The organism is Halanaerobium salsuginis (assembly GCF_900114545.1).
In the GTDB taxonomy this organism is placed as follows: domain Bacteria; phylum Bacillota; class Halanaerobiia; order Halanaerobiales; family Halanaerobiaceae; genus Halanaerobium; species Halanaerobium salsuginis.
Genome location: NZ_FOTI01000002.1, coordinates 52983 through 68735 on the forward strand (window position 1 = coordinate 52983; position 15753 = coordinate 68735).

Genomic DNA, 15753 nt, shown 5'->3' on the forward strand with positions numbered 1-15753 from the left:
ACTTGTCAAGATTTTTTATAAAACAGCTTAACCTAAGATAGAGTCTGCTGTATCATTATTTTCTTCTTCGGCAAATATATCGCCCAAGTCTTCTTCTTTAACCAGAACTTCTCTGGGTTTACTACCTGCATAAGGCCCAACAATACCATCTTCTTCCATGCTGTCAATTAATCTAGCTGCCCGGGAATGTCCAATATGCAGTCTACGCTGTAACATAGATATTGAGGCTCTATATTTAACTACTAGTTTTACTGCTTCTTCATAAAGCTCATCCTGTTCTTCATCTAGAGAAACTTCCACTTCATTAATATCGTCTTTTTCTATTTTATAATCAGCTGTGGCCTGTTCTTTAATAAAATCAGTTATCCGACTAATCTCTTCGTCAGTTAAAAAAGAACCCTGAATTCGCATTGGTTTCTGCATACCAACAGGAGCAAATAACATATCTCCTTTACCCAATAATTTTTCTGCTCCTCCCATATCAAGAATAGTCCTGGAATCTGTAGCAGAAGAGACAGCAAAAGAAATTCTACTTGGTATGTTTGCTTTAATCAAACCAGTAATAACATCTACAGAAGGCCTCTGAGTAGCAATAACTAAGTGAATCCCTGCAGCTCTTGACATTTGGGCCAAACGGCAAATATTATCCTCAACTTCACTAGCAGCAACCATCATTAAATCTGAGAGCTCATCAACAATTACTACAATATAAGGCAGCTTATCTGCTGAATCAGTTACCTGTTTATTATAAGATTCAATTCCTCTACTTCCAGTTTCAGAAAACAAATCATAACGGTGCTCCATTTCTGAGACAACTAATTTTAAAACATTGGCTGCTTTTTTCGGATCAGTTACAACCGGAGTTAATAAATGAGGCAGACCTTCATAAACATTCAGCTCTACTTTTTTCGGATCAACTAATAATAATTTAACTTCTGCTGGAGTAGCTCGATATAAAATACTACTAATTAAAGTATTTATACAAACACTTTTCCCAGAACCAGTTGCTCCAGCAACTAAAAGATGAGGCATTTTGGCAAGATTAAAAACAGCTGTATCACCATCGATCCCTTTTCCAAGAGCAAGAGTTAGTTTAGCTTTTGATTGTTGAAATTCCTCTGAAACTATTGCATCACGAAAAGAAACTGTTATATCATTACCGTGTGGAACTTCAATTCCAACTGCTGCTTTACCAGGAATTGGTGCTTCAATTCTAACATCACGGGCAGCCAATGCCAAAGCTATATCATCTGATAAATTAACAATTTTACTAACCTTAACCCCAGTTGCTGGCTGAATCTCATAACGGGTAATTGTAGGACCATGATTAACATTTATTACCTTAGCCTCTACCCCAAAGCTGCTCAAAGTCTCTTCTAGTAGCTCGCTTTTATTACTTAATTTGACTTTCTTTTTACCCTGATTGTTAAGCAGAGAAATACCAGGTAATGTATAATCGCCATGTTTTTCTCCTCTATCTTTAATATTTTTCGATTGATCTTTAGTAATATCAAAATCTTCAGTTGTTTCTGCAGGATCATCTTCTTTTTTAGCTGTTTTAAGATCTGAAGATTTTGCTTTAGATTTGACTTTAGTCTTTTCTTCAAGCGTTGATTTTGCCTTATTTTCAGCCAGTTTAGACTCTTTTGTTATATTAACTGATTCATTAATTTCACTAATTTTATTTTCAACTTCAGACTGATCTATTTCTGTTGAACTTTGAGAAGACTCTTCTACTAATTTTGACTTATTTTTTCGCCTACTAAATTTATTTCTTAATTCATTGAAATAAACCAGAGGATTAAGCTTAGCTAACAAGTTACCTACCCCAGCAGTTAATTTGGCAATTAACTGCAAAATATTTTCTTTAAAATTAAGCAAAAAGTCTTTTAAATCTTTAAAAATCTTATGTAGAAAAAGATCAAAAATTAATAGCAATGCAATTACAAGAATTGTGGAAAGAATTATATAAGCTCCACTAACTGCAAATAATTTACTGAGGCTAGAACTAATCCCATAGCCAATTATACCGCCTGCCTGATAATAGTTATTATAAACACTTAACTTTTCAGTTTGAGATCCTAAATCAATTATTGAAATAATAGCTAAAAAAAGAATAATAATCCCCAATAAACGTCCGTTAAATTTAATTTGTTTTGATCTAATTAGCTGGATACCCCAGTAAATAAAAAATATAGGCAGTACATAACTACCACTGCCAAAAGTAAAATAATAAGCCTGACTTAAATAATTACCAATCAGACCAGCCGAACTATTAAAAATAGCAAAAAAACTTATCAAAGCAAATGCTATTAAAAATAATCCCAGAATTTCATTTTTCCTTTTTTCTAATTTAGAATCTATTTTACTTTCTTCCACTCCAGGCTCCCCCTATAAATAAAATTAAATCAATTTAAATAGTTGATTAAAATAACAATCACTGCAACTAACCAGCAATAATAAGCAAAATAATTCAATTTTTTTTCAGCTAAGATTTTCAATAATATTTTAATAGCAAAATACCCTGAAACTGCAGCAGTTAAAAAACCAGTAAAAATAATTTTAAAAGGCAAATCAAAACTGCCAACTTTTAAAAGATCAAGAAGCTGTAAAAAACCCGCTCCTCCAATGACTGGAACAGAGATTAAAAAAGAAAATCTAGCAGCTTCTTTCCGACTTAACTTTTGGGTTAGAGAAGCGGCAATTGTAGTACCAGATCTTGATATTCCAGGTATAATAGCAAAAGATTGGGCCAATCCAATTAAAATTGGCTGCCAGAATTTAAGCTCGTTTACTTTTTTATTGCCAGTTGCAATTTTTTCTGTAAAATATAAAATAAAACCAGTAACTAATAACATTAAAGCAGTTAGATATGCATTAGCAAATAAATTAGCAAAAAAGTCTTCAAATAACACTCCAATAATCCCTGTTGGTATAATAGCCAGTAAAATATAGCAGGTTTCTTTTCTTTTAGAAGGTTTAAAAGAAATAATATCTTTAATATCATCCCCAAAAATTATAAAAATTGGAACTAAGGTTCCCATATGTAAAATAATATTAAATAACATCTGATCTTGCTTTATGTTTAAAAAATATTGAGTAATAACTAAATGACCAGAACTACTAACCGGAATAAATTCAGTTAAACCTTGAATAACACCTAATAAAACAGCTTCAAAAAAATTCAATTTTTTTCACCCTATTCTTCTTATATTATATCATATTCAGAAACATATGTTCAAATTTAAAACCAGCTGTTTTTAAACAGCTGGTTTAAGTAGTTAAAGTTTAAACTTCCATAATTACAGGTAAAATCATCGGATTTCTCTTTATTTTTTGATAAATATAATTATTTAACGAATTGCGAATGGTATTTTTCAAAACTGACCATTCAGTTATATTACTTTCTTCACATTCCTTTAGGGAATCTTTAACACGCTTAGTTGCAGCTTCTATTAATTCTTCAGATTCACGGATATAAACAAAGCCTCTTGTTATAATATCAGGTCCAACAAGAATATTACCTTTTTTGTCAATAGTTACCACTACAATAATAATTCCATCTTCTGATAATAATTTACGGTCTCTCAGCACAATATTACCAACATCACCAATGCCAAGACCATCAATTAAAATATCACCTGATTGAATATTACCTTCTTTTGCAATCTTCTCATCAGTAAACTTGATTTTATCGCCAACTTCAGCAATATAAATATTATCGCGTGAAATTCCTGTTTTTTCAGCTAGAGCTGCATGTTTATAAAGATGACGATATTCACCATGAGTTGGCACGAAATACTTTGGCTTAACAAGATTAAGCATTAGCTTTAATTCTTCCTGACTTGCATGACCAGATACATGTACTCCAGAAACATCTTCATAAATAACATTTGCTCCCCGACGGTAAAGCTTATTAATTGTCTGCCCAACAAACTTTTCATTACCCGGTATTGCAGAAGCAGAAATCATAACTGTATCTCCTTCTTTAATATTGATGTGATAATGATCACCCCGGGCCATCCTTGTCAAAGCAGCATACGGTTCACCTTGACTACCAGTAGTAAGCAGAACAATCTGACTATCAGGCAGACTTGAACAATCCCGAATATCAACAATCATATCATCCGGAATCTGCAAATACCCAAGCCGCCTTGCTATATCAACATTATTAATCATACTTCGACCTGTAAAAGCAATCTTACGATTGTATTTAAAAGCTGCATCTACAATTTGCTGAATCCGATGGATATTGGATGCAAAAGTGGCAATAATTATCCGCTCACGTGCATCACGAAAGATCTCATCAACAGTTTCTCCTACTACTTTTTCTGAAAGTGTATAACCTTCTCTTTCTACATTTGTACTATCAGAAAAAAGCGCAAGTACTCCCTGTTCACTATCTCCAAGTTCAGCCAATTTATGAAAATCAGCAACCTCACCATCAATTGGTGTTTGATCGAACTTAAAGTCACTAGCATAAACAATTGGACCAAGCGGGGTATGAATTGCAAGGGCACAGGTATCTGCAATACTATGATTTACCCGAATAAAATCAACAGTAAAATTACCTACCTTGACCGCTTTACCTGAATGAACTACTTTTAAACGTGTATCTTTAAGTAAATTGTGCTCTTTTAAATTACCTTCTAGTAATCCTAAAGTAAGCTTTGTTCCATAAACAGGTACTTTTAATTCCTTAAGCAGATAAGGTAATCCACCAATATGATCTAAATGACCATGAGTTAGGACAATCCCATTAACTTTTTCCTTATTCTTTAAAACATAATCAAAATCAGGGATTACTAAATCTATTCCAAGTAAATCATTTTCTGGAAATTTAACTCCCGAATCAATTATTAACATCTCATCTCCAATTTCCAGAACCCACATGTTTTTACCTATTTCTCCAACTCCGCCAAGTGGAGTCATCGAAATATCCTTTATTTTATTTTTGTCATTCATTTAAAAAACAAAACACCTCCATAAATTTTAAAACCTTAATTAATCATAATTTTTTTGACTACCCGAAATCACTTTATTCAAACTTAATTTAATAACTACTTTTATTACTTTAAATTAACATCTTCTTATTTAATCAAACTTAATAAAAAAATAGAAACCCGTGCAAAGCGTTAATACTATTATACATATTTACTTAATAAAAAACAAGTCTAAAAAATTTATTTAGTTAAACTAATTCATTTTCAATCAAATATTCAGCAATCTGAACTGCATTTAAGGCAGCACCTTTGCGAAGATTATTAGCTGTTAGCCAGAGATTAAGACTGTTTTTTAAAGAATTATCACGCCTAATTCTTCCCACTAACACATTATCATTATTCTCGGTAGCAACCTGAAGGGGATATTTCTCTGCAGCTGGTTGATCAACTAACTCCACATTTTTAGTTTTAGCAAATAAAGTCTTAATTTCTCCTAGCTCAAAGTCTTTTAATAACTCAATATTTAATGATTCTCCATGTCCATAAACTACTGGAATCCTGACACAAGTAGCAGTTATAGCCAATTCTGGAGTATGTAAAATTTTCTGTGTTTCATTAACCATTTTCATTTCTTCTTTTGTATAGTCATTGTCCAGAAAAACATCGATCTGGGGAATAGCGTTAAAAGCAATTTGATGATTAAATTTTTCATTTTTTATTGCTTCACCTGCTAAATGAGCTTTTGTTTGAGCAAATAACTCATCAACAGCCTTTTTGCCTGCTCCAGAAACTGCCTGATATGTACTAATTACCAATCTTTTTAAACCATATTTATCAGCAAGTGGTTTTAAAAGCATTACCATCTGAATAGTAGAACAATTAGGATTAGCTATTATTTGCTGATGATTAGCTAAATCTGATCCATTAACTTCTGGCACTACTAGAGGGACATCTGGATCCATCCGAAAAGCATTACTATTATCAACTACGATCCCACCAGCTTTTTTAACCAGAGGAGCTACTTCTTTAGATACATCACTACCTGCACTAAACAAAGCAATATCTATTCCAGCAAAAGTATCAGCCTGAACAGCTTCTACTGTTAATTCCTGATCTTCAAATTTGATTTTCTTACCAGCTGAACGCTGACTTGCTATTACTTTTAAATTTTTAATAGGAAAATTTCTCTGACTTAAAGTTTTAAGCATTTCTCTACCTACTAAACCTGTTGCACCTACTACTGCTACATTGTATTTTTTCATAATTAACTTCTCCTCTCTCTACTACAAAACAGCTGATATATTTGCTTTAGCTGTTTAAATTATGCAAGTTTATATATGATAAAGCAATAATTAATCTTTAAATGAAAACAATTAACTTATGTAAGCTAGACCAATTATTAATAATCAGCCTAGCAAAAATCAAGTTTAAATTTCTATTATTATACCAGTTATTACTAAAAGACTCAAGCAGTGCTGAATTAATTTTTAGGAGGCCATGGTCCATAATATTGATAATACTGTGTTTCTACTCCACCATTATATAGTTTTCTGCGTTTACTAGCTTCTTTACCAAAAATATTTTCAAATTCAGTATAAGAAGTTATAATGTAATAAGACCAGGTAGGCAATTTTAAAAGTTTTTCTCCTAAAAGTTGATATAATTCTTTAATCTCGGCTTCATCCCCCATTCTTTCTCCATAAGGAGGATTAGTAATTACATAGCCATATTTTCTGCTGGTGGAAAATTCTTTAAACTCCTGTTCCTGAAAATGAATAATTTCTTCTACACCTGCTTCACGGGCATGATAACGAGCAATACTAACAGCCTCAGGATCTGAATCATAACCCATAATTAAACGAGGCTCAACATTTATTTTTTTAGCCTTTTTAGCTTCAACTCGAGCTTTTTCCCACTCAAAATCCTGAAAAATAGGCCATTTTTGGGCTGAAAATTTACGTTTTAATCCTGGTGCTTGATTTTTAGCCATCATAGCAGCTTCAATTAAAATGGTTCCGGAACCACAAAAAGGATCTATCAGAATTCGATCTTTATCCCAGCGGCTTAGATAAACTAACCCTGCTGCTAGAGTCTCTTGAATAGGAGCAGTAACACTTAATTTACGGTAACCCCTTTTATGCAGACCTGCTCCTGAACTATCAAGACTTATAATAACTCTATCTTTATAAATTGCAACTTCCACCCCGAAAAGCGGGCCATCTTCAGCAAACCATTTTTGCTGATAGTCTTCTTTTAATTTATCAACAATCGCTTTTTTTACTATTGATTGACAGGTCGGTACACTACTTAATTGAGAGTCAATTGATTTCCCGCTAACTGGAAATTCTGCGCTCTGGGGCAGCCAATCAGCCCAATTAACATCTTTTACGCCCTCATATAGCTGATCAAAATCTAGAGCTTTAAAATCAGCCATTTTAACCAGAACTCTTTCTGCCGTTCTCAGCCAGATGTTGGCCCGGGCAACAGCCATTAGATCACCACTAAATGTAATCCTACCATTTTCAACTTCCTTAATTTCATAACCCAACTCTTTAATTTCTTTTTTAACTAATGCTTCCATACCAAAAGTGCTGGTAGCAATAAGTTCTAATTTAGCCAATAAAAACTCTCCTTCATTATTTACATTATTATTGTAAGATTTATCTAAAATTTAACTTTATTTCAAACAGCTACTATTTAATTATTATACCTGCCTTTTTTAGCTCATCTTTTAATTGAGTTTCCTGCTCTGGAGCAACTGCTTTAGTAGCATTTCCTATAATATTAACTTTAAAATTATTTTTAATTCCATCAAGTGCAGTATATTTAACACAATAATCAAATGCCAAACCACAAATATCAATTTCATCAACCTTCAATGAATTTAATAAACCAGCTAAACCAAGGTTACTCCCATCATTATCAGCAAATGCCGAATAACTATCTACTGTTTTCAACTTACCTTTACGCAGAATATAATCGAATTTTTCTGTATTTATTTCTGGATTGAATTTTGCTCCCTGAGTTTTTTGAACACAGTGTACAGGCCAGAGAAGTGGACCGATTCCTGGTTGATTATCATATGTTACAAATGATTTTTTGTTTTGATGATTAGTAGCAAAACTAAGATGATCAGCTGGATGCCAGTCCTGTGAAGCTACAATTAACTCATATTCCATTGAATTTAATAATTGATTAATTGGCTGATTAATTAAACTTGCTTCTGGAATTGGTAGTTGACCAGATTCATAAAAATCATTTTGTACATCAATTACTAACAGAGCTTTCACTTTCAAATTCACCACTTTCAAATTTAATTATAAATCTAATAAACTAAATTTATTGCAAATTAATAGCGAATACTAAAACCACTAAAGTCATCTGTAGATTCTGAGTTTACTTCTAAGTCATGCACTCGAGCAAAACTTGGTCCTTCTTTTAGTTTAGTAATCATCTGTTCAATTTTATCTAAATTACCAGATATCACAACTTCGACTCGTCCATCCGCTAAATTCTTTGCCCAACCTTTCAAATTAAGATCAGCTGCATTCTGTTGAATAAAATATCTAAAACCTACGCCCTGTACCCGACCAGAAATAAACACATGTTTTTGTACAACTTCAGTCGTCATAGTTCCACCTCCACTTATTTACATTATACACACTAGCCCTGCAGCAGGCAAATTAACAGAGATATTGGTTAACTCGAAGAGCAGCTTTTGCCCCTTCCGCAGCCGAAATTATAATCTGTTTATCTAAAATATTAGTTACATCACCAGCAGCCCAAATCCCTGAAACTCCAGTTTCATTTTGTTCATTAATTACTATTTCCTGCTGCTGATTAACTTCAACTAAATCTTTAACAAAATTACTATTAGCGCTTAAACCAATTTCTACAAAAAGTGCTTTTACAGCTAACTCAACTGTAGAATTATCAGCTTTATTTTCAACTACAATTCCACTCAAACTATCCTCTCCCTGCAGTTTACTAACTTTACTTGCAGTATAAATAGTTATGGCCGAATTTGCTTTAACTTTATCTTGTAAATATTGGTCTCCCATTAGTTCGGCTTGAACTTCAATTAAATTAACCTGACAGTCTAAATTTGCTAGATCAAGTGCTGCTTCTAAGCCAGAATTACCACCGCCTACTACTGCAACTTCTTCTCCTTTATAAAGAAAGCCATCACAACTAGTACAATAGTGAACTCCCTTACTGGTAAATTTATATTCCCGTTCAAGACCAAGCTGACGTTTTTTAGCTCCAGTAGCTATAATTACACTATTAGTTTTATATTTTTTCGCATTATCAGTCACAACTATTTTTTGTTTGTTTTCTGTTTCAATAGCTACTGCTTCTTCCCCAATGACAGTTGCTAGATCATATTTAGCCAGATGCGACCAAAAATCACAAATTAATTTCTCACCTGTAGTTCCTGCTTTGCCAAGGTAATTATCAATTTCATTTGTATTTATTACCTGACCACCAATATCTTTGGTTAACAATAATAATTTAATTCCTTTGCGCGCTGCATAAAGAGCAGCGTTAAGAGCTGCTGGACCAGCCCCCAGGATAATCAATTCCCATTCCTGCTGAGAATAATCAACTGATTCTCGCCCAATTAGAGGGTTAAACTCTCCTTTTTTTTCTAACGCAATAATATCATCATACCCCCCCAGACTTTGACCATTAATAATAATTTGGGGTACAGTCTTATTGCCTGTTCTCTGCTGCATTACTTTATAGTTATCAGCCTGATTAATATCAATTTCCTGATATTCTAAGCCTTTACTCTGTAAAAAAGCTTTAGCTTTTTTACAATATGGACACCATTCTTTGGAATAAACTTCAATTTTTAACTGAATTGACATAGTTAAGTCCTCCTATTTAAGTTAAATTTGACAGAAGTAATTATCAATGTTACCATAGGTATGGTTGTTTACAGGTAAAATTACGAAAATAATTTAATGAGGTGAATTAAATGGCAACAGTAATGGATCAAGCTGAACAATTAGCAGGTGCAATTGTTGATTCGCAAGAATTTAAAGACTTAAAAGCAAAAGAAGAAGTTATGGTAAATGATGAAGAAGCTAAATCAATGCTCGATAACCTGAATGCTAAGTATCAACAAGTACAAATGATGCAGCAAAATGGTAAAGAAATAAGTGATGAAAAGAAACAAGAATTACAAATGCTGGAGCAACAAATGAAGGAAAATGATAAAATATCAGAGTTTTACGAAGCTCAAAATCATTTTAACCAGCTAATGAATTCTGTTAATCAGGTAATTACTAATAAACTTCAAGGTCAAAATCCTGAAGCATAATTTTTATAATAATTAAAAAAACAGATTGTTTAATAACCGCAGCCAATAACAGGCTGCGGTTATTTTTAGTTGAATTTAAATAATCTCAGTCTGTACTTTTATTGTATTATAAATTATTGCCTGCTTTAAAGCCTGTTGCAAAAGCAATTTGCAGATTAAAACCACCAGTTAAAGCAGCTACATCAATTATCTCTCCAGCAAAATAAAGTCCACTAATTAAACTGGACTCCATCGTTTGAGGATTAATTTCTGCTGTAGAGACACCACCTCTAGTAATAATAGCTCGTTTAAAACCTTTTTTTTCTTTTAATTTTAAAGTCAACTTTTTAAATAATTTTAACAGATCTTCTCGTTCAGCTGCAGTTATCTGGTTTACTGTCTTTTGATAATTAATTTTAGAACGAGAAATGATAACCGGAATTAATTTGCTTGGTAATAAATCGGCTAGACTATTTGCAAAATATTTATTACTATATTTTGCAAAGTCCCGCAGCAGACGTTGATCCAGAGTATTATAATCTAAAGCCGGTTTTAGATCTAAAACTAGCTCATACTCAGCTGGATTATGGTCAATAAACATTGAAGCAGTAATAATTAAAGGACCATCAAGATAACCGTCTCTAATCTCTAACTCACCAAAACCACTATAAATTACTTCCGTGTTTCGTAAAAGTTTTAATTCTACATTCTTCAACTTAAGTCCAGCTGCCTGATAGATCCAATCTTCTGCTGTTAAAAGTCCTGTTAAACCTGGCTCTGGCTTAATAATTTGATGGCCAAGCTGTGCTGCAAGTAGGAATCCATTTCCATCAGAACCAGTTTGAGGATATGATTTACCACCTGCTGCTAAAATTATCTTATCTGCTGCTTTAAAGCCTCCATACTTAAGCTGTACTCCTTCAATTTTAGAATCAGAACTAAGTATTTTTACAACTTCATCCTGAATTAAACTAACTTTATTTTTTAGCAGCTCTCGCTCCATAATCTTTAAAACATCAGCTGAACGATTAGAAACCGGAAATACTCGATCTCCTCGTTCAATTTTTAATTTTAGGTCCAGATTCTCAAAAAAATAATAAAGCTGATAAGGATTAAATTCAGCTAATGAACTATACATAAACTCAGGATTATCAATGATATTTCTAATATGTTCTGCTGTATCCGAATAATTGCTTAAATTACAGCGTCCTTTACCTGTTATTAATAATTTTTTACCAGGACGTTTATTTTTTTCAATTATTTCAACTTGATTTTTGGCCCGGGCAGCCTGTAAAGCTGCCATCATTCCAGCTGGACCACCACCAATAATTATTACTTTTTGCACACTAATCCTCCATTCAATTAATTAAGTTCTGACAAGGCTTTTTTTAACTGCTTTAAGGCAGTTTTAATCCGCTGACGAGGGCAGGCCAGATTTAGACGCATAAACATACTGCCAGCTCTGCCAAACCAATTGCCTTGATTCATACCTAAACCAGCCTCTTTAGCTATAAATTTACTTAATTCTTGATCAGATTCAAAAGATAATTGACGAAAATCAAGCCAGGCCAGATAAGTTCCTTCTGCTCTGCTTAATTTAAGTCCCGGTATTTCCTGCTTAATAAAATCACGGCAAAATTGATAATTTGCAGTTAAATAATCAAGCTGAGCTTCTAGCCATTCTTCACCATTTTGATAAGCAGCCTGTAAAGCTAACAAGCCAAAAGGACTATTACCAGTTGCAAATCCTGCTTTAGCAGCTTGATATTTATGTCTTAATTTGGGGTCAGCAATAATGGTATAAGAAGTATGTAAACCAGCAATATTAAAAGTCTTACTGGCAGCCATAAAAGCAACTACCTGATTTTGATAATCTTTTAAATTTTTTTCTTCAGCTAATAATTTTAAAATAGGATAATGTTGGTAACCTCTGTAAATTAAGTCAGCATGAATTTCATCAGTTAATAGATAAATTTTTTCTCGCTGCAGTATTTTAATTAATCTTATTAATTCATCCCTTTTCCAGACTCGACCAACCGGGTTATGTGGACTGCAGAGAATAAAAGCTTTTAAGCTACCCGGTTTTTCCTGCCAATTGGCTATAATCTCTTCCAGACCAGCAAAATCCATTTGATAATAACCATCTTCCTCTACTAAGGTGTTCTCAACCAATAAACAGTCATTATTTTTAACTGATTCAAAGAAAGGTCGATAAACCGGCGGCTGAATAATCACTCCATCACCAGCTTCAGTAATTGCCTTTAAAGTAAAATTAATTGCCGGAACAACTCCAGTATCATATTGCAGCCAATCTGAAGCAACTGTTAAATCAAATCGTTTTTTTAACCATTCCTGGATAGAATTAGTTATCTCTGCTGTAGCAAAACTGTAACCAAAAATCCCTTCTTCTGCCCGGGAAATCAATTCATTTTTTACTGCTGGAGCAGTCTGCCAGTCAGAATCAGCAACCCACATTGGAATAAGGTTCTGAGTGCCAAAAATCGCCTCTCTCTGATCCCATTTAGCAGACATTGTATTTGTTCGATCCTCTAATTTATCAAAATTATAATTATTCATTTTTATTACCTCCACTAAAAAATTCAAAAATAAAATTATTAAAAAGCTGTTTAATCCAGCTGGATTAAACAGCTTAAATATTTAAATTAACTTAATTTAGTAATTTAGTATTACAAAGACCGATAAAATAAGCTCATTAGTTTAATCATAGCTAAATGATCAGCTACTCCTCCTAATTCTCGAGCAGAATGCATTGCTAAAATAGAATTACCAAGATCAAGACTCTTAATTCCAAGCTGAGTTGCACTAATCGGTCCAATAGTAGAACCACCTTTTTTGTCTGTACGATTAGTATAATTTTGATAAGATATCTGATTAGCCTGCATTAAGTTTATTAAAATAGCAGCTGTACTAGCATGAGTTGTATAGTTAAGATTGGCATTATATTTTAGTACAGGACCATGATTCAATTTTACTTTATTTTTAAGATCATATTGATCAGCAAAATTTGGATGAACAGCATGTGCCATATCTGCGGACAGTAAAATAGACTTTTCTAAAAGCTGATAATATTCTTCACTATTAAGCCCAAAATTATCCGCTATTCTTTTAATTAAATTAGTTACAAAAGGTGAATCAGCTCCCTGAGGAGTATTGCTGCCAATCTCTTCATTATCATAAAAAACAGCCATTTGAGTCCATGGTTTAACATCTGCTGAGCTAAGTGCTGTTAAAGCTGTATGAACCATAGCCAAATTATCCTGTCTACCAGCAGCAATATATTCTTTATTACTACCAATTAAACGAGCTTTTTCGACCGGATAAAGATATAAGTCTGCAGCCAAAATTTTATCAGGATCTAATTGGCAAAAATCAGCAATTAATTTATTTATATTCGGTTTATTATCATTTTCAGCTGATTCTACTGCAAGCGGCTGGCTAAAAATGGCACGCAGTCCTTTTATCTTGTCAATTTTAGCTTGATCATTAATTTCTCGATTAAGATGAATTGCCAGGTTAGGAATAACTGCTATTGCTTCTTTAAAATCAACCAATTTTTCTGTAACTGAAAAAGCAGTTTTATCTTTAAGTACAACTTTACCTGCCAGAGATAAATCACGATCATACCAGGTATTAAGAATAGGACCACCATAAACTTCAGTATTTAGTAAATATTGTTCTTCTGCTTCTATAATTGGATCTGGCTTAATCTTTAAAGCCGGACTATCAGTATGAGCAGCAATTATTCTTAATTCTTTAGTTCTAATTTTACTTCCTGGGATAAAAGCAATTAAAGCAGATTTATTTCTTACTACAAAATATTTTCCTCCTGCTTTAAGCTCCCAGTTTACCGCAGGATTAAGTTCTGTAAAACCAGCTTTTTGCAGTCTTCTTTTACTTTCTGCTACTGCATGATAGGCAGTCGGTGAATTATCAAGAAATTCTAAGTAATCAGTAAGATTATTATTCATCACTACTACCTCCAGCAATATCAATTATGGCCTGGGCATAAATTGCTGCACTTTTTACTAAACTATCAATTTCAATATATTCATCACGCTGGTGAGCAAGTTCTGGTTCACCTGGAAATAAAGGTCCAAAAGCAACTCCCTTTTTTACATTTCTGGCATAAGTACCTCCACCAATTGCAATCGGTTGAGCATTATCGCCGGTAAATTCTCGATAAGCATGCATTAACTTAAGCAAAAAGGGATCATCTTCGGCTATATAAAGTGGCGCTGAATCGCTCAGTTGAGTGACTTTTACTAAATTGTCAGCAGTATTTTGTTTAATTGAATTAATTACTTTTGCAGCAGTTGATTTAACAGGGTAACGAATATTAACTATAAATTCAGCTTTATCAGCATCAATTTTTATAACACCTGTATTAAAAGTAAGTTCAGTTGGAATATCATCCTGATCTTTACAACCAATTGATTTACCATCAGTTTCTAAACCAATTTTTTGCCGATAAAAAGCTAAAAATTGATTAAGTTTAGTGTTTTTGAATTCAATTTCTGCCAGTAAATTTAGTAATTGAGAAATAGCATTTTCACCTACTTCTGGAGTACTTCCGTGGGCAGATACACCTTGATAGTTAATTTTTAGACCAGCTGTTGTATTAACAAGCTTTAATTTCTCAGGTTTATAATCAAAGTTTATCAGTTTTTCTTTTAATTCAGCTGCGCTAAGTCCACTCAAAATAGCTTCTGCTGAATCAGGAACCATATTAGCAGCATTACCTCCTCTAAGTGAAATGAGGTCTGGCATTCCTGTTTTAGTCTCAGCTGCAGTCAAATCAGCCGAAAACTTTAAGTTCAATATTCCTTTTTCAGCATTAATCACCGGGAAACTAGCATCAGGGCTAAAAGCTAAATCAGGCATTTCTTCATGTTTTAAATAATATTCTAAAGCAGCCATTCCTGATTCTTCATTAGTTCCTAAAATAATCTGCACCCTTTTTTTCAAATCTATATTCAAAAGATCAACTATTTTGAGAGCATAAAGAGCAGCTACAGCTGGTCCTTTATCATCAATAGTGCCTCTTCCATAAATCTTATTATCATGAATTTCAGCTGCATAAGGTGGATAAGTCCAGTCATCACCTTCAGGAACAACATCAAGATGACAGAGCATAGCTAGAGTTTCTTCGCCACTACCAATTTCTATTTTTGCAGCTTGATTATCTATATTTTTAGTTCTAAATCCTAGTTTTTCAGCTATTTCTAAGGCTTTTTCTAAAGCCAAATAAACATTTTTACCATAAGGATAATTCCCTTCTGCTACAGCTTCAACACTGGGAATTCGGACTAATTCTTGAGTACTTAAAATCATGTTATCTCTTAATGAATCAGCAACTTCAATAATTTTTTCCTTCATAGAACATAGTTTAATAGTTTTAACTATTAAACTTTCACCTCCCCATAATTTATTAAATTATACCTTTGATTATTATTCTATCACTTTTAATTCTAAATTCAAAATAAA

At 33.0% G+C, this 15753-nt stretch carries 13 protein-coding genes; 1 reads left to right on the top strand and 12 read right to left on the bottom strand.

Annotated features, from left to right (window positions below; translation table 11 throughout):
- Positions 1-27: 27 nt before the first annotated feature.
- The 8 genes from BMZ74_RS01245 to BMZ74_RS01280 form a co-directional block, all read right to left on the bottom strand.
- Positions 28-2379 carry a DNA translocase FtsK gene (locus BMZ74_RS01245; protein ID WP_089858406.1) on the bottom strand — a complete coding sequence of 784 codons (2352 nt, stop codon included), beginning with the start codon at positions 2377-2379 and terminating at the stop codon, positions 28-30.
- A 29-nt stretch (positions 2380-2408) separates the two neighbouring features.
- The gene (locus BMZ74_RS01250; protein WP_089858409.1) at positions 2409-3188 is read right to left on the bottom strand and encodes an undecaprenyl-diphosphate phosphatase; all 780 of its coding nucleotides are present in this window, start codon (positions 3186-3188) and stop codon (positions 2409-2411) included.
- A 100-nt stretch (positions 3189-3288) separates the two neighbouring features.
- A complete protein-coding gene (locus BMZ74_RS01255) occupies positions 3289-4965 on the bottom strand; it encodes a ribonuclease J (RefSeq protein ID WP_089858411.1) in 1677 nt (558 codons plus the stop codon).
- A gap of 226 nt (positions 4966-5191) precedes the next feature.
- Complete coding sequence (locus BMZ74_RS01260; RefSeq protein WP_089858413.1) at positions 5192-6205, bottom strand: aspartate-semialdehyde dehydrogenase; 1014 nt, start codon at positions 6203-6205, stop codon at positions 5192-5194.
- Positions 6206-6423: 218 nt separating this feature from the next.
- Positions 6424-7563: a THUMP domain-containing class I SAM-dependent RNA methyltransferase gene (locus BMZ74_RS01265; RefSeq protein ID WP_089858417.1), complete on the bottom strand. Its 1140-nt coding sequence runs from the start codon at positions 7561-7563 to the stop codon at positions 6424-6426.
- A 73-nt stretch (positions 7564-7636) separates the two neighbouring features.
- Positions 7637-8233 (bottom strand): nicotinamidase, encoded by a 597-nt coding sequence (locus tag BMZ74_RS01270; RefSeq protein WP_089858420.1) that lies wholly within the window; start codon positions 8231-8233, stop codon positions 7637-7639.
- Between the two features lie 59 nt (positions 8234-8292).
- Entirely contained in the window at positions 8293-8574 is a 282-nt protein-coding gene (locus tag BMZ74_RS01275; RefSeq protein ID WP_089858423.1) for an acylphosphatase, read from the bottom strand.
- 52 nt (positions 8575-8626) lie between these two features.
- Positions 8627-9814, bottom strand: coding sequence for an FAD-dependent oxidoreductase (locus tag BMZ74_RS01280; protein ID WP_089858427.1), 1188 nt, complete (start codon positions 9812-9814; stop codon positions 8627-8629).
- A 110-nt stretch (positions 9815-9924) separates the two neighbouring features.
- Between BMZ74_RS01280 and BMZ74_RS01285 the strand changes: the two genes are divergently transcribed.
- Entirely contained in the window at positions 9925-10269 is a 345-nt protein-coding gene (locus BMZ74_RS01285) for a YlbF/YmcA family competence regulator (RefSeq protein ID WP_089858430.1), read from the top strand.
- Between the two features lie 106 nt (positions 10270-10375).
- On the opposite strand, the gene BMZ74_RS01290 is transcribed toward BMZ74_RS01285, so the two are convergent.
- The 4 genes from BMZ74_RS01290 to pepV form a co-directional block, all read right to left on the bottom strand.
- Positions 10376-11593, bottom strand: coding sequence for a BaiN/RdsA family NAD(P)/FAD-dependent oxidoreductase (locus BMZ74_RS01290; protein WP_089858433.1), 1218 nt, complete (start codon positions 11591-11593; stop codon positions 10376-10378).
- A gap of 17 nt (positions 11594-11610) precedes the next feature.
- The gene (locus BMZ74_RS01295; RefSeq protein WP_089858436.1) at positions 11611-12825 is read right to left on the bottom strand and encodes a MalY/PatB family protein; all 1215 of its coding nucleotides are present in this window, start codon (positions 12823-12825) and stop codon (positions 11611-11613) included.
- A gap of 110 nt (positions 12826-12935) precedes the next feature.
- Positions 12936-14237 carry a M18 family aminopeptidase gene (locus BMZ74_RS01300; RefSeq protein ID WP_089858439.1) on the bottom strand — a complete coding sequence of 434 codons (1302 nt, stop codon included), beginning with the start codon at positions 14235-14237 and terminating at the stop codon, positions 12936-12938.
- A complete protein-coding gene (gene pepV, locus BMZ74_RS01305) occupies positions 14230-15645 on the bottom strand; it encodes a dipeptidase PepV (RefSeq protein WP_089858442.1) in 1416 nt (471 codons plus the stop codon). The genes BMZ74_RS01300 and pepV overlap by 8 nt, the downstream gene beginning before the upstream one ends.
- Positions 15646-15753 lie beyond the last annotated feature (108 nt).